The organism is Novosphingobium resinovorum (assembly GCF_001742225.1).
GTDB classification, from domain to species: Bacteria; Pseudomonadota; Alphaproteobacteria; order Sphingomonadales; family Sphingomonadaceae; genus Novosphingobium; species Novosphingobium resinovorum_A.
Window position 1 is genome coordinate 299070 of the sequence record NZ_CP017075.1, and the last position, 18465, is coordinate 317534.

General features: G+C 66.5%; 18 protein-coding genes and 1 tRNA gene. 16 read left to right on the plus strand and 3 right to left on the minus strand.

Annotated elements, in window-relative coordinates:
* The first annotated feature begins 74 nt into the window (after window positions 1–74).
* From BES08_RS01285 to BES08_RS01325, 10 genes are all read left to right on the plus strand, one after another.
* Window positions 75–151 (plus strand) — tRNA-His (locus BES08_RS01285).
* Between the two features lie 134 nt (window positions 152–285).
* Entirely contained in the window at window positions 286–1020 is a 735-nt protein-coding gene (ccmC, locus tag BES08_RS01290) for a heme ABC transporter permease CcmC (protein ID WP_008830265.1), read from the plus strand.
* Window positions 1020–1160, plus strand: coding sequence for a hypothetical protein (locus tag BES08_RS33550; RefSeq protein ID WP_197524414.1), 141 nt, complete (start codon window positions 1020–1022; stop codon window positions 1158–1160). Before ccmC ends, BES08_RS33550 begins: the two co-directional genes overlap by 1 nt.
* On the plus strand, window positions 1160–1630 hold the full coding sequence (ccmE, locus tag BES08_RS01295) for a cytochrome c maturation protein CcmE (RefSeq protein WP_069707483.1): 471 nt from the start codon (window positions 1160–1162) through the stop codon (window positions 1628–1630). The genes BES08_RS33550 and ccmE overlap by 1 nt, the downstream gene beginning before the upstream one ends.
* A 13-nt stretch (window positions 1631–1643) precedes the next feature.
* Window positions 1644–3611, plus strand: coding sequence for a heme lyase CcmF/NrfE family subunit (locus tag BES08_RS01300; RefSeq protein ID WP_069707484.1), 1968 nt, complete (start codon window positions 1644–1646; stop codon window positions 3609–3611).
* Window positions 3608–4159 carry a DsbE family thiol:disulfide interchange protein gene (locus tag BES08_RS01305; protein WP_069707485.1) on the plus strand — a complete coding sequence of 184 codons (552 nt, stop codon included), beginning with the start codon at window positions 3608–3610 and terminating at the stop codon, window positions 4157–4159. Before BES08_RS01300 ends, BES08_RS01305 begins: the two co-directional genes overlap by 4 nt.
* Window positions 4156–4569 carry a cytochrome c-type biogenesis protein gene (locus BES08_RS01310; protein WP_008830270.1) on the plus strand — a complete coding sequence of 138 codons (414 nt, stop codon included), beginning with the start codon at window positions 4156–4158 and terminating at the stop codon, window positions 4567–4569. Before BES08_RS01305 ends, BES08_RS01310 begins: the two co-directional genes overlap by 4 nt.
* Complete coding sequence (locus BES08_RS01315; protein WP_069707486.1) at window positions 4566–5246, plus strand: tetratricopeptide repeat protein; 681 nt, start codon at window positions 4566–4568, stop codon at window positions 5244–5246. Before BES08_RS01310 ends, BES08_RS01315 begins: the two co-directional genes overlap by 4 nt.
* 124 nt (window positions 5247–5370) lie before the next feature.
* Window positions 5371–7323: a potassium transporter Kup gene (locus BES08_RS01320; RefSeq protein WP_069707487.1), complete on the plus strand. Its 1953-nt coding sequence runs from the start codon at window positions 5371–5373 to the stop codon at window positions 7321–7323.
* A 105-nt stretch (window positions 7324–7428) separates the two neighbouring features.
* Window positions 7429–8529, plus strand: a complete 1101-nt coding sequence (locus BES08_RS01325; RefSeq protein WP_069707488.1) for an energy transducer TonB — start codon at window positions 7429–7431, stop codon at window positions 8527–8529.
* A 13-nt stretch (window positions 8530–8542) separates the two neighbouring features.
* Here BES08_RS01325 and BES08_RS01330 read toward each other — a convergent pair whose 3' ends face one another.
* Entirely contained in the window at window positions 8543–9208 is a 666-nt protein-coding gene (locus tag BES08_RS01330; protein ID WP_069707489.1) for an extensin family protein, read from the minus strand.
* Window positions 9209–9417: 209 nt separating this feature from the next.
* Here BES08_RS01330 and BES08_RS01335 point away from each other — a divergent pair, with 209 nt between their 5' ends.
* The 3 genes from BES08_RS01335 to BES08_RS01345 all read left to right on the plus strand — a co-directional run bounded on the left by BES08_RS01335 (window position 9418) and on the right by BES08_RS01345 (window position 13391).
* Window positions 9418–10563 carry a phosphoserine transaminase gene (locus BES08_RS01335; protein WP_069707490.1) on the plus strand — a complete coding sequence of 382 codons (1146 nt, stop codon included), beginning with the start codon at window positions 9418–9420 and terminating at the stop codon, window positions 10561–10563.
* A gap of 197 nt (window positions 10564–10760) precedes the next feature.
* Window positions 10761–12344, plus strand: a complete 1584-nt coding sequence (gene serA / locus BES08_RS01340; protein ID WP_069707491.1) for a phosphoglycerate dehydrogenase — start codon at window positions 10761–10763, stop codon at window positions 12342–12344.
* A 138-nt stretch (window positions 12345–12482) separates the two neighbouring features.
* On the plus strand, window positions 12483–13391 hold the full coding sequence (locus BES08_RS01345) for a bifunctional helix-turn-helix transcriptional regulator/GNAT family N-acetyltransferase (protein WP_069707492.1): 909 nt from the start codon (window positions 12483–12485) through the stop codon (window positions 13389–13391).
* Between the two features lie 4 nt (window positions 13392–13395).
* Here BES08_RS01345 and BES08_RS01350 read toward each other — a convergent pair whose 3' ends face one another.
* Complete coding sequence (locus BES08_RS01350) at window positions 13396–14139, minus strand: EF-hand domain-containing protein (protein ID WP_069707493.1); 744 nt, start codon at window positions 14137–14139, stop codon at window positions 13396–13398.
* A gap of 158 nt (window positions 14140–14297) precedes the next feature.
* On the opposite strand from BES08_RS01350, the gene BES08_RS01355 reads away from it, so the two are divergent.
* A complete protein-coding gene (locus BES08_RS01355) occupies window positions 14298–15422 on the plus strand; it encodes an ATP phosphoribosyltransferase regulatory subunit (protein WP_008829318.1) in 1125 nt (374 codons plus the stop codon).
* Here BES08_RS01355 and BES08_RS01360 read toward each other — a convergent pair.
* Complete coding sequence (locus BES08_RS01360; RefSeq protein WP_420873459.1) at window positions 15419–16282, minus strand: alpha/beta hydrolase; 864 nt, start codon at window positions 16280–16282, stop codon at window positions 15419–15421. The two genes, BES08_RS01355 and BES08_RS01360, sit on opposite strands and share 4 nt — an antisense overlap.
* A 237-nt stretch (window positions 16283–16519) precedes the next feature.
* On the opposite strand from BES08_RS01360, the gene BES08_RS01365 reads away from it, so the two are divergent.
* Together BES08_RS01365 and BES08_RS01370 are read left to right on the plus strand one after the other, a co-directional pair.
* Window positions 16520–17809, plus strand: a complete 1290-nt coding sequence (locus tag BES08_RS01365; RefSeq protein ID WP_008829316.1) for an adenylosuccinate synthase — start codon at window positions 16520–16522, stop codon at window positions 17807–17809.
* Window positions 17810–17814: 5 nt separating this feature from the next.
* The gene (locus BES08_RS01370) at window positions 17815–18309 is read left to right on the plus strand and encodes a L,D-transpeptidase family protein (protein WP_069709108.1); all 495 of its coding nucleotides are present in this window, start codon (window positions 17815–17817) and stop codon (window positions 18307–18309) included.
* The last annotated feature ends 156 nt before the right edge of the window (window positions 18310–18465 follow it).

An 18465-nucleotide genomic window follows, 5' to 3' on the forward strand; every position in this document is an offset into this window, starting at 1 on the left:
GTGCAAAAGGCGCGCTCCGCACCGGATGCAGCAGCGTCCGATGCCGGGCGCGGCGCCTCTCGAGTGCGCCTGTGGCGATCGTAGCTCAGTTGGTTAGAGCGCCGGTTTGTGGTACCGGAGGTCGTGGGTTCGAACCCCATCGATCGCCCCATTTTCTCCCTTTTACCACAGTGTGATGCTCATAGCGGCATCATGATACCAATGCCCGATTGGCGCATGAAAAGCGCTGTGCTTTGATCTGAGTCACTTGCTCCTTTCAACACGCACTATAGAAGCGCGCCTGTCATGCACGGCTTTGCCAACCCCGCCCGTTTTCTGCGCATCGCCCGCTGGCTGATGCCCCTGTGCATGGGCACGGGACTGGTCGTCGCCTTCGCGGCGCTGGGCTGGGGGCTGTTCGTCGCCCCTGCCGAGCGCCTGCAGGGAGAGACGGTGCGCATCGTCTATCTCCACGTGCCCGCCGCCTGGCTGGGCATGGCCGGGTGGATGGGCATCGCGGGTGCGAGCTTCACCGAACTCGTCTGGCGTCATCCGCTCGCGGCCATCGCGGCGAAAGCCTGCGCGGTGCCGGGCGCGGTTTTTACCGCCGTCTGCTTACTTACAGGTTCGCTGTGGGGGCGTCCTGCGTGGGGGACATGGTGGGTCTGGGACGGACGGCTGACCTCGATGCTGGTGCTTCTGTTCCTCTACTTCGGGTGGATGGCGCTGTCGCAGGCGAGCGAGGCTGCGGACGGCGGCCAGAATCGCGCGCCCGCCATCTTCGGGCTCGTCGGCGCGGTGAACGTGCCGATCATTCATTACTCGGTGATCTGGTGGAACAGCCAGCACCAGCCGCCGAGCATCACCGTGGGCAAGTCCGCGATGTCGGGCGATTTTCTGGTGCCGCTGCTTGCCGCGATGCTCGGTTTCACGCTGATCTTCGCAGGCGTCGTGCTGGCGCGGATGCGTGCGATCCTGGCCGAGCAGCAGGCCGAGGCGCGGCTGCGCAGGAAAGCGCGCGCGGAAGTGGAGGCATTCTGATGCGTGAAGCGATGGACCCATGGACCTTCGTGGTCGCGGCCTATGTGGTCGGCATCGGCGCGACGCTGGCGATGGTCGCATGGGCGCTGCTTTCGATGCGCCGCGCAGAAAAGCGCCGTGATTCGGCGAGGAACCGCTGATGGCGACGGTCGCCAAGAGCCCGATCAAGGCCAAGCACCAGCGCCTCGTGCTGCTGATCGTCGCGCTGGTCGTGCTCATCGGGGCGGCGTTGCTCGCCGCATGGGCGCTGCGCAATCAGGCGAGCTACTTCTACGTGCCGAGCGAGATCGTCGCCAGGCCGCCCGAGCCCGGCCGCGCCGTGCGCCTTGGCGGCATGGTCGAGAAGGGCTCGCTCAAGACGGCGGCGGACGGAGTGACGATCAATTTCGCCGTGCAGGACGGCAAGGCGCGCGTGCCGGTGACCTTCAAGGGCATCGTGCCCTCGCTGTTCGTCGAGGGATCCGGCGTCGTCGCCGAGGGCAAGATGGGCACGGACGGCACATTCGTCGCCGACAACCTCCTCGCCAAGCATGACGAGAACTACGTGCCCCACGAGATGCAGGACATGTCCAGGGAACAGGCCCAGAAGGTCATGCAAGAAACCAAATGATCGCTGAACCCAAATGATCGCTGAACTAGGTCTTGCCGCCCTCTGGCTGGCGGCGGCGCTGGCGGCGCTGCAACTCGTTTCCGGTGCGCTGGGGCTGACAGAGCGCGGCGCCGTGCTCGGCGGTGCGGTGCGCCCCGTGGCGGTGGTGCAGGGCGGGCTGGCGCTGCTGGCCTTCGCCTGTCTCATCTACGTCTTTTCGGTCACCGATCTGTCGGTGAAGCTGGTCGCGCTCAATTCGCATTCGATGAAGCCGCTGGTGTTCAAGATCGCCGGCGCCTGGGGCAACCACGAGGGCTCGATGCTCCTGTGGGTGACGGTCATGGGGCTGGGCGGCGCCTTCGTGGCGCTCGTCGAAAAGCGCTTGCCGGAACGCACCATGCTGGCGACGCTGGCCGGGCAGGCTTTCGTGAGCCTTGGCTTCTATGCCTTCCTGCTGCTCGCCTCCAACCCGTTCGAGCGGCTTTCGCCGGTGCCGATGGAGGGTAACGGGCTCAACCCGCTGCTGCAGGACCTTGGCCTCGCGTTCCATCCGCCGACGCTCTACCTGGGCTATGTGGGGCTCTCGATCGCGTTCAGTTTCGCGATCGGCGCACTGGTGACGCGCGAGGTCGGCCCGGCGTTCGCCAAGGCGATGCGCCCGTGGGTGCTGGGCGCGTGGATATTCCTCACCGTGGGGATCACCGCCGGTTCGTACTGGGCCTATTACGAACTGGGCTGGGGCGGCTGGTGGTTCTGGGACCCGGTCGAGAACGCCTCGCTGATGCCCTGGCTGGCGGCGACGGCACTGCTCCATTCGTGCGGCGTGCTGGCGGCGCGCAATGCACTGCGCGCCTGGACGATCATGCTGGGCGTGGTTGCGTTCTCGATGTCGATGATCGGCACGTTCCTGGTGCGCTCGGGTATCCTGACGAGCGTGCATGCCTTTGCCGTCGATCCGCAGCGCGGCACGTTCATCCTCGCGCTGCTGGCGATCTACATCGGCGGCGCGCTGGTGCTGTTCGGCCTGCGCGCCGCGACGGTGACCGAGGGCGAGCGCTTTGCCTTCGTCAGCCGCGAGGGCGCGCTGGTGGTCAACAACGTGATGCTCTCGGCGATCCTGGGCATCGTGCTGTTCGGCACGCTCTACCCGCTGTTCGCAGAGGCGATGGGAGCCAAGGTTTCGGTCGGGCCGCCGTACTTCAACCCGATGAGCGCGCTGTTCGCGGTGCCGATGCTGGTCGTGCTCATGGTCGGGCCGTTGCTGCGCTGGCGGCGGGACAAGTTCGGGCGCGTCGGGCGCGGGCTGGTGATCCCGGCGATGCTGGTCGTCGCGGGCGGGATCGGCGTGCTGGTTCTGGGCGGTGTCGCGCTGCTGCCCTGGATCGGTCTTGCGCTCTCGGTCGGGCTCGGCTGGGCCAGCCTGCTGCCGCTCAAGGGCCGCAACCTGCGCCGCACACCGCTGCCGATCTGGGGCATGGTCGTCGCGCATTTCGGCATTGCCGTCGCTCTGTTTGGCATGAGCAGCGAGAGCGCCTTCTCGGTCGAGAAGCTGGTCGCGGTGCGCATGGGCGAGGTCACGCAAGTCGGGCCATGGGGCGTCAAGCTCGGCACCGTCGAGCCTGTCGCCGGGCCGAACTGGACGGCGATGGAGGCGCGCCTGCTGGTGCGCTACGGTATCGACGGTAAGGTGACGCGCATGCTCCCGCAGTCGCGCAGCTTCTGGACGCCGCCGCAGCAAACTAGCGAATCGGCGCTGCTGACGCGCTGGAATGGCCAGCTTTACGCCGTGCTCGGCGGCGAGGCGCCCAAGGTCGATGGCGAGAAGCAATCGCGCTGGCAACTGCGCTTGTGGTGGAAGCCTTTCGCGCCGCTGATCTGGATCGGCGGTCTGCTGATCGCGCTGGGCGGCCTGCTGGCGCTGCTGGGCCGGGTGGCGGCCGACGTGCGGCGGATCGTGGCCAAGGACAAGATCGCCTATCGGCGCGAGAAGCAGGGACGATGAGCGATTTACCCGCAAAAGCGCCTCGTTGGGCGATCTGGCTGCCGCTGGCGCTGTTCCTCGGCTTCGTGGCGCTGGTGATCGTCGGGCTCTATCGCCCGGCGGACCGCAATGTCGCCTCCGCGCTCGTCGGTAAGTCGATGCCGCAGTTCGATCTGCCTGCCGCCTTGCCGGGACGGCCCGGCCTTGACAGCAAGGTGCTTGCCAACGGCAAGCCGCACCTCGTCAACGTGTTCGCCAGCTGGTGCATTCCCTGCCGCGTCGAGGCGCCGCAACTCGGAGCGCTGGCCAAGGCCGGGGTGCCGATCGAAGGCATCTCGGTGCGCGACACGACCGAGAACCTGCAGGGCTTCCTTCAAACGAACGGCGACCCGTTCCAGCGCATCGGCGCGGACGATGACGGGAAAGTGCAACTGGCGCTCGGCTCGTCCGGCGTTCCGGAGACTTACGTGGTCGATGGCAAGGGCACGATTGTCTACCAGCACATCGGCGAAATCCGGCCCGAGCACCTCGGGCTGCTGCTTGAGAAGCTGAAGGAGGCGGGCCAGTGAAGCGCCTGATCGCTCTCGTTGCGCTGGCTCTCGCGGCTCCCGTGTTCGCACAGGAGGAGCAGTCCACTGCGCCTTACGCCTATCGTCAGCTCGATGATCCGGCGCAGGAAACCAAGGCGCAGGATCTCATGGAAACCCTGCGCTGCCTTCAGTGCCAGGGCCAGTCGATTGCGGATTCGGACGCGCCGATCGCGGGTTCGATGCGCTCGCTGGTGCGCGAGCGGATCAAGGCGGGCGAGACTCCCGAACAGATCCGCGCCTGGCTGATCGAGCGCTACGGCGACTACGTCAGCTATGCACCTCAGCTCACCGGCCTGACCTGGCCGCTGTTCGCGGTGCCGGGCGTGCTGCTCCTCATCGCCTTCCTGCTGCTACGGCGCCGCTTTTCCGCAAAAGGAGCAGGGCAGTGACCTGGGTTTTCGTGATCGGCCTAGCCGCCCTCGTGCTGGCGGTGTTGCTTTTCGTATTCAAAGTGCCGCGCGGATGCCGCGAGGCGGTGGCTTCGGCGCTGCTGCTCGGCATCGCGGGATACGTGACGCAGGGCTCGCCGAGCTTGGCAGGAGCGCCGAAGGATTCGGCCGAGTCCGTGTCCGCCGACCCCGCCGCGCTTGTCGAAGGCCGCGCCAAGGTCACCAATAGCGGCATCCCGACCAACAACCGCTGGGTGGTGATCGCCGATGGCCTCGCTCGCAACGGTCAGTATGCCGATGCCGCCGAAGTCCTTCGCGGGGCGATCGAGGATGACCCCAAGAACGCCGACGCCTGGCTGGCGCTGGCCAATTCGCTGGTCGCCCACGCAGACAACATGCTGACGCCGCCCGCGCTCTACGCCTACCAGCGTGCGATCGACGCGGAGCCGGATGCGCCGGGCGCACGATTCTTCCTCGGCCTCGCCTATGCGCGCGAGGGGAAACTCGCCGAGGCGCGTGCCTTGTGGGTGGATGTTGTGAAGACCGCACCCGAGGATGCGCCATGGCGCCTGCCGCTCGCCCAGCAACTGATGCGCCTCGACGCCGCGATCGTGGCGCAAAACGGTCAGGCCCCGACCGAATCGGCGCCCGTTCAGCCCGGCCCGGCCAATCCCTGAACGGAACATTGCCGCCGGGCGCGGGGATTGTAAGTATCGTTGCTTGGCCCCATTCATGCTGCTAACGGCGCAAGCCTGCCGCAGCCGCTCTAGCGTGTCTGCGAGTCCATTACAGGACGCATGAATGAGTGATTCTCTAGCAGACACACCTTACGTTCCTTCGACGGCGGGTGAGTCTCACAGTTCGGGCGGCCATCACGGCCAGGGCTCGGGCAATATCACCAAGCTCGCGCTTGGCGCGGTCGGCGTCGTCTTCGGCGACATCGGCACCAGCCCCCTCTATGCCTTCCGCGAAACCTTCGTCGGCCCGCATCCGTTGGCGATCGACGAACTGCACGTACTCGGCGTCGTCAGCCTGATCTTCTGGTCGATGACGCTGGTGGTGTCGGTGCAGTACGTCGGCGTACTGATGCGCGCGGACAACAAGGGGCAGGGCGGCAGCCTCGCGCTCGTTGCGTTGATCTCGGGCGCGATCCGCAAGTCCGGCTACGGGCCGCTGGTGGTACTGCTCGGCGTCTTCGCGACCTCGCTGTTCTACGGCGATTCGATGATTACCCCGGCGGTTTCGGTGCTCTCGGCGGTCGAGGGCCTCACCGTCGTCCAGTCGGACCTCGCGCCCTTCGTGCTGCCGATCGCGCTGGTGCTGCTGATCGCGCTGTTCGTCATCCAGAAGAGCGGCACCGCCAAGATCGGCGCGCTGTTCGCGCCGGTCATGGTGACCTACTTCACCGTGCTCGCGGTGCTGGGCATCTACCATCTGGTTCAGATGCCCGAGGTGCTGGTGGCGCTGAACCCGTGGTACGCGATCCAGTTCTTCCTGACCGACAAGATCCTCGGCTTCCTCGCGCTTGGCTCGGTCGTGCTGGCGGTGACGGGGGCGGAGGCGCTTTATGCCGACATGGGGCACTTCGGGCGCGGCCCGCTGCGGCTGTCGTGGTTCGCCTTCGTGATGCCCTGCCTGCTCATCAACTACTTCGGTCAGGCGGCGATGATCCTCGGTCTCGACGACGCGCAGGCGGCCGTCGCGATGGAGAACCCGTTCTTCAACCTCGCCCCCGAATCGCTGCGCCTGCCGCTGGTGATCCTGGCGACCTGCGCCACCTTCATCGCCAGCCAGGCGGTGATCTCGGGCGCGTTCTCGATCACCCATCAGGCGATGCAACTGGGCTTCATCCCGCGGCTCTCGACCCGCCACACCAGCGAGCACGAGGCGGGGCAGATCTACATCCCCTTCGTCAACTGGGCGCTGATGACCGGCGTGATCGTGCTGGTCCTGGTGTTCCAGAACTCGTCGAACCTCGCCTCGGCCTACGGCATTGCGGTGACCGGCGCGATGCTGATCGACACCTGCCTGATGGCGGTGATGCTGCTGGTCGTGTGGAAGTGGCACAAGGCGCTGGCGATCCCGGTGATCGTCACCTTCTTCGTGGTCGATGGCGCCTACTTCGCCGCCAACGCCACCAAGATCCCCGACGGCGGCTGGTTTCCGCTGATGATCGGCGGCATCGCCTTCACCCTGCTGACGACGTGGAACAAGGGCCGCCGCCTGATGCGCGACCGCATGACCGAGGCCGCGCTGCCGCTCAACGTCTTCGCCAAGAGCGCCCACGGCAGCGCCGCGCGGGTGCCGGGCACGGCGATCTTCATGGCCTCCAGCAACATGGGCGTGCCCTCGGCGCTGCTGCACAACATCAAGCACAACAAGGTATTGCATGAGCGCGTCGTGGTGCTGACGGTGGAAGTGCAGGACGGCCCCTACGTGGAGCCGCAGGACCGCTTCACCGTCGTCGATCTGGGGCAGGGCTTCTACCGATTGACGCTGCGCTACGGCTTCATGGAGGAGACCGATATTCCCGCTGCGCTCGCCCATGCGCCGTTCTGTGGGGGGCCGTTCGAGATGATGAAGACCAGCTTCTTCCTCTCACGCCAGACGCTGGTGCCCTCGGAAAAGCCCGGCATGGCGATCTGGCGCGAAAAGCTGTTCGCGTGGATGATGCGCAATGCGGCGAGCGCGATGGAGTTCTTCCGCTTGCCCACGAACCGCGTGGTCGAACTGGGCAGCCAGCTGGAAATCTGAACTGCATCGATTTCGGCGCTCAACCTGTGCGGATATGGCGCCGATACGTCCTTGTTCTGTCTTCCCAGCATGTTAGCCTGACGATCTCGAGTGAGGAGATCAGGCATGGTGGCAGCTGCTCTGGCGTTTCTGGTTCTGGCCGCTGCGCCGCCCGTGCCGCATTCTCCGGTTTCAACGGGCCCGGCGGAGCGGGGGCTCGCCACCTGGATGCCGGGCGAAGTCCGGTGCGATGGCGGCGCTGCAGTGGGCAAGCCGATCCGCCGTCCGCTGGGCACGATTGGCTGGCGCGGTTCGAACAGCCGTCAATCGGTGACGCTGCGCTTCGATATCGACGGCAGTGGGCGGCCCATCTCGATCACGCGAGAGGATCTGCGCTACGTCCCCAATGACGACATTGCGCCGTCGCTGGCGGCCAGCCGCTTTCCGGCCAAGGCGCGCTCGGCCTGCTCGGTGACGTACACGGCGCAGATCGAACCGTTCGCCGCGGCTCCGGTCGCTGACCTTGTTTCCTACAGCGTGACCCCGTTGAGCGGACGCCTGCCGCAGCAGGGGTGGGACCGTATTCAAGAGGCTGGCAACTGCGGGCAGGCGCCGCGTCCGCAGCCGCTTATGCGCGCCTACCCGGACTTCGACAAACTGCCCGCGACTCCCGGCGTCAGGGACTGGTCGATGATCGCTTACGATACCGACGCATCGGGCAAGCCGTTGAACGTGCGGGTGCAGACCGGGACCGGCAACAAGGCGCTGGATCAGGCAAGCGTGAAGGCGGTTCAGGAATCGCGCTTTACCGGCGGCGCACGAACGGGCTGTTCCTATCCTTACTGGCGGGCGCCCGAGGTGATGGCTGCACCGCCGATGCCTGATAAAAATGCGTTCAAGTCGGGCGAAACCTGTTCCACCGGGCGGGAGTGGACCACTGCCCCGGTGCTGCGTTTCCCGGCCGCCTACAACCGTCGCCGGATCGAGGGCTGGGCCGTGGTGCGCTACGATGTGGCGCCGTGGGGCGCGGTCGGCAATGCGTCCGTGCTTGCCGCCGAACCGAGTGATGACTTCGGACGACAGGCGGTGCAAATGATCCAGTCCGCCAAGGCGGCGGCTTCACAGGAGGGCAGCAACGGCTGTGTCGATCGTGTCCGCTTCGTGATCAAGCCTGACGTGGCAGGGGCTGACACTGACAATGCGCAGCCGATCGTGACCGGCGACTGACAGAGGCAGCACTCTAGCGGCAGAAATCCGCGCCGTCGGCCTCAAGATGGAAGTGGTTCTCGTGCGCGGCGTTGTACTGCGGTCCCAGCGTCGTGCCGAAGCGCTTGCAGGCGCTGTCGTGGACCACGCGCAGGAAGCGGCGCTCGGCCGGGGTGCCGCCGTTCCAGTCTTGCAACACGGTGATGCGTCGCCCGTCGCCGAGGACGAAGCCGGAGACGTCGATGGCATTGGCGCTGGCATGGCCGGACCGGCGCGCGGTGCCCGCAACGTTGCGGCATGAATAGCTGCCGAACGTCTCTATTTTCACCAGACGGCTGCCGAGGATCTGCTGTGCCGCGCGGTCAACGCCGTAGCGTGCCCAGCCCGCGAAGGCTGTCGAGGTTGCGCAGGTCACGGGGCCGAGCCCGGATACGGTCACAGTGGCGTCGTCGGTGTTCAGCGCAGCCAGCTTCACCGTTCCCACCGTGGAGCAGGCGTTGCCGTACCAGCGATCCTCGACCGGGGTGAATACGGCCTGCTGTGCGCTCAGCGTAGAGAGGCACTGCCGCAGTTCGGGGCGCGGCGGCGAGGGTCGGGGGCGACTCGCCGTGTGATTCGGCCGTCGGTTCGAAGGCGCCGGACGGTCGATGCACCCGCTGAGCACGGCGAGCAGGGGGAGGGTGAACAAAATTCTGCGCATGGGTCCAAGCTCTTGGGGGGAGTGCCTTAACCTGCGCTTATCCGTGCCTTACACGGCGGCAGGGCGCCATATGCATGCGACCGTTTTACACAGTGAACTGACCGCCCTTTGGCCTGCAAGACGATTGACATCCCCGTGGGTGCCACTAGGAGCGGCTCCGGGCCACGCGGTCCCAACGCCGCGCGTGCTCTCTGTAAGGAGAGTCAGAAATGACTGATTTGATTGCCGTTCCCGCGCGTAAACCTGCTCGTCCGCAGTTCTCTTCCGGACCTTGCGCCAAGCCGCCCGGCTATTCCCCCGAAAAGCTCGCCACCGAATCGCTGGGTCGTTCGCACCGTGCGAAGATCGGCAAGACTCGCCTCGCCTACTGCATCGACCTGATGCGCGAAGTGCTGCAGCTGCCGGATACCCACCGCATCGGCATCGTCCCGGGTTCCGACACCGGCGCCTTCGAGATGGCCATGTGGACCATGCTCGGCCAGCGCGCCGTGACCACGGTTGCCTGGGAAAGCTTCGGCGAAGGCTGGGTGGCGGACGCTGCCAAGCAGCTCAAGCTCGATCCCACCGTGATCCGCGCCGACTACGGCCAGCTGCCTGACCTCACCCAGATCGATTTCAGCACCGACGTGCTGTTCACCTGGAACGGCACCACCTCGGGCGTGCGCGTTCCGAACGCCGACTTCATCCCCGACGACCGCGAGGGCCTGACTTTCGCCGACTCGACCTCGGCGGTGTTTGCCTACGACATCGACTGGTCGAAGATCGACGTCGCCACCTTCTCCTGGCAGAAGGTTCTGGGCGGCGAGGGCGGTCACGGCGTCCTCATCCTCGGCCCCCGCGCGGTCGAGCGTCTGGAAACCTACACCCCGGCATGGCCGCTCCCCAAGGTGTTCCGCCTCGTTTCCAAGGGCAAGCTCGCAGAGGGCGTGTTCAAGGGCGAGACGATCAACACCCCCTCGATGCTCGCCGTCGAGGACGCGATCTTCGCGCTGGAATGGTCGAAGTCGCTGGGCGGTCTGGAAGGTCTGAAGGCCCGTTCGGACGCCAACGCCGCTGCCCTTGGCAAGATCGTCGCCGAGCGTGACTGGCTGGACCACCTTGCGGTGGACGAGGCGACCCGTTCGAAGACCTCGGTGTGCCTGACCGTCGAAGGTGCCGACGCCGACTTCATCAAGAAGTTCGCCGCCCTGCTCGAAAAGCAGGACGCCGCCTACGACGTCGCCGGATACCGCGATGCCCCTGCGGGCCTGCGCATCTGGTGCGGTGCCACGGTCGACACCCAGGACGTCGAGGATCTCGGTCCCTGGCTCGACTGGGCCTACGCCACCGTCAAGGCCGAACAGGTCGCGGCGTAAAAATACCGCCGTCATCCCAGCGAAAGCTGGGACCGCTGGCCGCCACGCGCGACATCTCGTGCAAGGCCGATTGCGGTCCCAGCCTACGCTGGGATGACGGGGATTTTACCGCGTGATCGAGTTTTACTCCGCGATTTTATTCGAGAATTTCACTCCGCCATGGCCTCCCTTACGGCCAGCGTGAAGGAACACATTCCATGACCAAGCCCAAAGTCCTCATTTCCGACAAGATGGACCCCAACGCCGCCCGCATCTTCGAAGAGATGGGCTGCGACGTCGACGTCATCACCGGCGAGAATCCGGAACAGCAGATCGCCCGCATCGGTGAATACGATGGCCTCGCCATCCGTTCGTCGACCAAGGTGACCAAGGAAATGCTGGCCGCCGCCAAGAACCTCAAGGTCATCGGCCGCGCCGGCATCGGCGTCGACAACGTCGATATCCCGGCTGCCTCGGCGCAGGGCGTGGTGGTGATGAACACCCCGTTCGGCAACTCGATCACCACCGCGGAGCACGCCATCGCGCTGATGTTCGCGCTCGCCCGCCAGCTGCCCGAGGCGAACGCCCAGACGCAGGCCGGCACCTGGCCGAAGAACGGCTTCATGGGCGTCGAAGTCACTGGCAAGACGCTCGGCCTCATCGGCGCGGGCAACATCGGCTCGATCGTCGCCAGCCGTGCGCTGGGCCTGCGCATGAAGGTCGTCGCCTTCGACCCGTTCCTGACGCCTGAGCGCGCCGTGGAAATGGGCGTCGAGAAGGCGGACCTCGAAACGCTGCTGGCCAAGGCGGACTTCATCACGCTGCACACGCCGCTGACCGACCAGACCCGCAACATCCTCTCGGCCGAGAACCTTGCCAAGACCAAGAAGGGCGTGCGCATCATCAACTGCGCACGCGGCGGTCTGGTGGACGAAGCCGCGCTGAAGGCGGGCCTCGATTCGGGCCACATCGCGGGCGCCGCTCTCGACGTGTTCCAGACCGAACCGGCGAAGGATTCGCCGCTGTTCGGCACCCCGAACTTCATCTGCACCCCGCATCTGGGCGCATCGACCACCGAAGCGCAGGTCAACGTGGCGCTCCAGGTGGCCGAGCAGATGGCCGACTACCTCGTCAACGGCGGTGTCACCAACGCGCTCAACATGCCCTCGCTGAGCGCCGAGGAAGCCCCCAAGCTCAAGCCCTACATGAAGCTGGCCGAAGTGCTGGGTTCGATGGTCGGCCAGCTGACCGTGGACTCGGTTCCGCGCATCTCGATCCACGTCGAGGGCGCCGCCGCCGAACTGAACCAGAAGCCCATCACCGCCGCCGTCCTCGCCGGCTTCCTGCGCGTGCAGTCGGCTACGGTGAACATGGTCAACGCCCCGTTCCTCGCCAAGGAGCGCGGCCTCGAAGTGCGCGAAGTGAAGACCGAGCGCGAGGGCGACTACCACACTCTGATCCGCGTTTCGGTGAAGACCGAAGCGGGCGAGCGTTCGGTGGCCGGCACGCTGTTCAACAACGTCGAGCCGCGCCTCGTCGAGATGTTCGGCATCAAGGTCGAGGCCGAGCTGGACGGCTCGATGCTCTATATCGTCAACGAGGACGCGCCGGGCTTCATCGGCCGCATCGGCACGCTGCTGGGTGAGAACGCGATCAACATCGGCACCTTCAACCTCGGTCGCCGCGCGGCTGGCGGCGAAGCGGTGCTGTTGCTCTCGGTGGACGGCGATCTCTCGGCCGGACTGCTGGAGCAGGCGCGTGCGCTGCCGGGCGTGAAGACCGTCAAGGCGCTGACGTTCTAAGCTGACGCTTTAACAAGCTCCCAACGAAAAGGGGTCGGTGCCTTGCGGCATCGGCCCCTTTCTCGTTCGGGAGGCGTCGTTCGTCTCGCACTTCTCGATATTGTTGACTAAGTCAACATAATCGATCAAGGCTGGCGCATGAACCAGGCCATCGACGCGATCCGCACCTTCAACCGCTTCTTCACCCGGCACGTCGGCGCCATCGACGCGCGCTTTCTCGACACCGATGCGAACCTGCCGGAAGCGCGCCTCCTGTTCGAGATCGCACGGCTGGGGCCGGTGCTGGCGAATGTCCTGCAGGCCGAACTGGGCCTCGATCGCGGTTACCTCAGCCGGATGATCGCCCGGTTCGAGGAACGGGGCTGGGTCGCGCGCGACCGGCTCGACAGTGATGCGCGCGCCCGCCCGATCCGGCTCACGCAGGCGGGGCAGGCGGCGTTCGAGGAGATCGACGGGCGCCAGCGCGATGCTGTCGCGCACGATCTGGAAAGCCTGAGCGCGACCGAGCGCGACGATCTGGTGCAGGCGCTGACGCGGGCGCGGCTGCTGCTGGATCGCCAGGCGCCCGATGCCTTCACGATCCGCGACGCGCGGGTCGGCGAAGTCAGTCAGGTGGCGGCCCGTCAGTCGGTGCTCTACGCCGAAAGCCACAGTTGGGGGCATGGGCTCGAAGTGGTGGAGGCGGAAACCACTGCAGCGTTCCTGCGAAACTCCGATGCGGAGCGAGAGCGCTGCTGGGTCGCGGATCTGGGCGGGGTCATGGCCGGCGCGGTGTTCCTTACCGACGAGGGGGAAGGCACCGCTCGGCTGCGCCTGCTCCACGTCGAGCCTTTCGCGCGGCGGCGGGGCATCGGCGACGCGCTGGTCGCCGGCTGCCTCGATTTCGCGCGGGAGAAGGGCTACCGGCAGGTGGTGCTATGGACGCATACCGTGCTCGAAGCCGCGCGCCGCATCTACGCGCGCAACGGCTTCGAGTGCATCGACACCCAGGTCCACCATACGTTCGGCGAACCGGTTCAGGGCGAGACCTGGCGCGTGTTGCTTTGAAGCATCAGCGCGGCGGCGGGCCGCCCATCGGGCCGGGGCCGCCGGGACCGCGCATGCGCTCCCCGTCCTTGCCCTTGGGGCGCAGTTCTTCCATCGACAGGTAGCCGTCGTGGTCGGTGTCCGCCGTGTCGAACAGCTTGCCTTCGTAGGCCAGCAGTTCCTCCAGCGAGACGCCTGCGTCGTAATTGGTGTTGGCGCGGGCGATGACGGTGCCGCTGAGGGGCTCGATCAACCGCGCGAGTGCGCGATCTTCGCCGACGTCGGGCATGACGGCCTCGACGATCGGGCCGCTTCGGTCACCGGTCGCGGCATCGTCGCTGGTGGCGGCCGAGCCCATCTTGCTCTGCCACGCGCTGAATTCCGCCATGGAGATCGAGCCGTTGCGGTCGGCGTCGATTGCGGCGAAGCGTTCCTTGATGATGACCGCGCGTCGCGCCTCGACGAGCGCGTGCAATTCGTCGAGTGTTACGGTGCCGTCGCGGTTGGTGTCGGCGTCGCGGAACATGTCGGTGACGATCTTGTCGAAGCGCGCGCGCTTGATCGGCTTGGGCGGCTGAGGGGGGCGAGCACCGCCGCCGCCTCCCGGAGGGCCTCCGCCGCCCATGTCGTCTCCGCCCATGCCACCGCCACCCATTCCGCCGCCGCCCATGCCGCCATCCATGCCTCCCATGCCCTGCGCAAGGGCTGGTGGAGCCAGTGTCATCAGCAGTACGGCCAGAAGCGGGGTAATCTTGCGGGCAGGGCTCATGGTTGCGCCTTCGTTGATTGAAACAGGATGCGTCCCGCCAGACGCCTGGCTTCGACTTAGCGGCTGGACCTTCCGGAGCCGATGGAAAATTCGTCGCCAATCGTCGCAAATTTGTACATTCGACAACCGCGCTTCGGCGGGCTAAGGGCGCGGCCATTATGCAGGAAAACGACCGCGATCTTCTGCCCGAGGGCTTGGGCGACCGTCTGCCGCAGCAGGCATGGGCTTCCCAGACGGTGCGCCGCGCCGCGCATGACGTTCTTGCGAGTCACGGCTACGCGCGCGTCGAGACTCCCGTGCTGGAGTTCGAAAAGGCACTGGCGCACCGCATGGCGGGCGTTCAGGTGCGCCGCATGTTCCGCTTCGTCGATCCGGTCTCGATGCGGATGCTGGCCTTGCGGTCCGACATCACCGCGCAAGTCGCGCGCATCGCCGCGACCGGCCTTGCGCAGGCGCCGCGGCCGCTGCGGCTGTCCTATTCGGGGCAGGTGGTGACGATCAAGGGCGACGGCCTCGATCCGGCGCGTGAGCGCCTGCAGCTGGGCGCGGAACTCGTCGGCGCCGATTCGACCGAAGCGGTGGCCGAGATCGTCGAACTGGCGATCGAGGCGCTGCGCGCGGCGGGCGCGACGGGCGTTTCGGTGGACTTCACCCTCCCCGACCTCGTCGATACGCTGAGCGCAGGGGCACTGCCGCTGCCCTCCATGAACATCGAGGCGGTGCGCCAGATGCTCGACGCCAAGGACGCAGGCGGGCTGGTCGATGCGGGCGGTGAAGCCTATCTGCCTTTGCTCTACGCCGTCGGGCCGTTCGACAGCGCGATCGAGCAACTGGCAGCCTTTGATGTCGGCGGTGTACTCGCCAGCCGCATTGCCGCGCTGCGGGCGATCGCCGCGCGGGTCGGCGGCAAGGCGCGGCTGACGCTCGATCCGTCCGAGCGCCATGGCTTCGAGTATCAGTCCTGGTTCGGTTTCACGATCTACGCCGATGGCGTGCCGGGCAGTCTTGGGCGTGGTGGCACCTATTCGATCCTTGGTCAGACCGGCCGCAATCCGGAATCCGCGACGGGCTTCTCGCTCTATCCCGATCCGCTGATCGAGAGCCTGTCCGCCGCTGCGGGCGAAGAGCGCCGCCTGTTCCTCCCGCTCGGCCATGACCGCGAGGTCGCCAGTCGTCAGCGGGCGATCGGCTGGGTGACCGTGGCCGCGCTCTCAGAAGCGGACGATGCGCTGGCGCTGGGCTGCTCGCACAAGCTGGAAGGCGGCGAGGCGGTCGCGCTTTAGCCGAACACCCGGGCGAGCCAGCGATCGACCACGCCGGTCGCGGCATAGTCCGGATTGCCCAGTTCGCGGTTGATCTGAATGTGCCCCGGCAATCCGCGTCCGGGGAAGCCTTCGCGCTCGACCTTTGTGCCCGCCTTGCGCAGCGCCGCTTCCAGTTCCTGGGCTTGCCGCACGCCGTCGGCGCGCTGGACGTGGAGCAGCAGGAATTGCGGCGCATTGGGCGCGGCCGCCTGCAAGGTGGGCGAAAGCGCGCGCTGGCGCGACGGCTCGGTTCCGAAGGCTTGCCGATATGCACCGCCCATCAGCCGCTCGGCGTCCTGCATCTGCGCGGGGACGTCGTAGGCGGCGCCGTCGATCGGGATCACGCCGCGAATGTCGGAGTAGGCCAGTCCGGCCTTGCGCAGATACCGCGGATCGGTGCCGACCAGCGCCACCAGATGCGCGCCTGCGCTGTGCCCCATCAGCACGACCTTGCCGCGCGCGATGCCTAGCGAATCCGCCTGTTTGAGCAGGGCCGCGAGCGCATCGGCAACATCCTGCGCCTGCTGCTCCACGGTCGCGTCCGGGACTAGCCGGTAGTTGACGCTGGCGAAGGCGTAACCTTCACCGGTGTAGTGCGCGACCTTGTAGCGGCCGGTGGCGCTGTCCTTGTCGCCGCGCTTCCAGCCACCGCCGTGAACGAAGACGACCAGTGGGGAAGGCTTTTTGCGCGCGGCCCCGTTCTGAGTTCCTGGCCAGAAATCGAGCGTCTGCAGCGCTCCGGTACCGTAACTCAGCGTTTCCGTTCGCTGCTGCGCGAGGGCGGGCGTGGCTGCCGCCAGCAGCAGGGCACCGATCGTGATCATTGGGGTTTTCTTCATGGTCGCATGCTCCCGTGGTATGTCTGCACGGTCGCAGGCCGGAGCGGGCAGGGGCAAGTCGCCAAGTGTAATGAAGAGTACCCCGTTCGTGCCGGTGACCCTTGACTACCGCCCCCCCTTGCCCTTAGGGCGCCGACCGAAAAAGCCGGGGCCTCCTGCCCCACCGTAAATCCGTATCGTCGAGTCCTGTCGAAGGGCGATACCGGATCCACCGTGGCAGGGTGGAGGAGCATATCCATGGCAAATGTTACCGTGATCGGCGCCCAGTGGGGCGATGAGGGCAAAGGCAAGATCGTCGACTGGCTCGCCAGCCGGGCGGATGCAGTGGTGCGCTTTCAGGGCGGTCACAACGCGGGCCACACGCTCGTCGTCGGCGAACAGGTCTACAAGCTGAGCCTGCTGCCTTCGGGCATCGTCACCGGCACGCTTTCGATCATCGGCAATGGCGTCGTGCTCGATCCGTGGCACCTCAAGTCCGAAGTCGAGAAGCTGCGCGGGCAGGGCGTCGAGATCAATCCCGAGAACTTCGCGATCGCGGACAACTGCCCGCTGATCCTGCCGGTCCACCGCGAGCTGGACGGCCTGCGCGAAGCGGCCGCCGGTGCGGGCAAGATCGGCACCACCGGTCGCGGCATCGGCCCGGCTTACGAGGACAAGGTCGGCCGCCGCGCGATCCGCGTCTGCGATCTGGCGCACCTCGATGCGCTGGAGCCGCAGCTCGATCGCCTCTGCGCGCACCACGACGCGCTGCGCGCCGGTTTCGGCCAGCCCCCTATCGACCGCGAGGCGCTGCTCAACGAACTGCGCGAGATCGCGCCCTTCGTGCTGCAGTTCGCCCAGCCGGTGTGGAAGCGTCTCAACAAGGTCCGCAAGGCGGGCGCGCGCATCCTGTTCGAGGGCGCGCAGGGCGTGCTGCTCGACGTCGATCACGGTACCTATCCCTTCGTCACCAGCTCCAACACCGTGTCGGGCACCGCCGCCAGTGGTTCGGGCCTCGGCCCCTCGGCGACCGGTTTCGTGCTGGGCATCGTCAAGGCCTACACCACCCGCGTCGGCTCCGGCCCGTTCCCGACCGAGTTGGAGGACGAGACCGGCCAGCGTCTGGGTGAGCGCGGCCATGAATTCGGCACCGTCACCGGCCGCAAGCGCCGCTGCGGCTGGTTCGACGCGGTGCTGACGCGCCAGTCCTGCGCGATCTCGGGCGTCACCGGCATCGCCCTCACGAAAGTCGACGTCCTGGACGGCATGGACAAGGTGAAGATCTGCACCGGCTACCGCCTGCACGGCAAGGTGCTGGATTACTACCCAAGCCACGCCGCCGATCAGGCCGCGGTCGAGCCGATCTACGAGGAAATGGACGGCTGGCAGGGCACCACCGCCGGTGCCCGTTCATGGGCGGACCTCCCCGCGCAGGCGATCAAGTACATCCAGCGCGTCCAGGAACTGATCGAGACGCCGGTGGCGCTCGTCTCCACCAGCCCCGAGCGCGAGGACACCATCCTCGTGCGCGATCCTTTCGTGGATTGATGATGATGCGGGGCGTCCTGAGGTTCGCCCCGCTGCTTCTGCTGCTGGGCGCCACCGAGGCGCCCCGGCCTTTGAAACTGCCTGACATCGACATGATCCGCGTACGCAAGGCGGCGCGGATCATGGAACTCTACTCGGAAGGCCGCCTCGTCCATGTGATCGAGCATATCCAGCTCGGCGACGAGCCCGTCGGCCCCAAGCGCTTCGAAGGCGACGAGCGGACCCCGGAGGGGCGTTATGTCATCGACTGGGGCAACCCGGCGAGCGCCTATCATCTCTCGCTTCATATCTCTTACCCCAACGCCGACGACCGCGCCTTTGCGGCGGGGCGGGGGCGCTCTGCGGGCGGGATGATCATGATTCACGGTCAGCCGAACGATTGGGCTGAGGGGCGTGTACCCGGCGACTGGACCGACGGCTGCATTGCGGTTTCCGACGAAGAGATTGAGGCTCTGTGGGAAGTCGTGGCCGACGGCACCCCCATCGAGATCGAACCCTGAATGTCGCGTCGTCCCGGACTTGATCCGGGACCGGTGGCCGTCTTTAGGTGAGCAATAGCTTCACGCAGCGACATGGGCCGTTCACTGCCACCGGTCCCGGATCAAGTCCGGGACGACGAAGTGGCCCAAACGTCCCACTTGCGCGAATTGCAATTT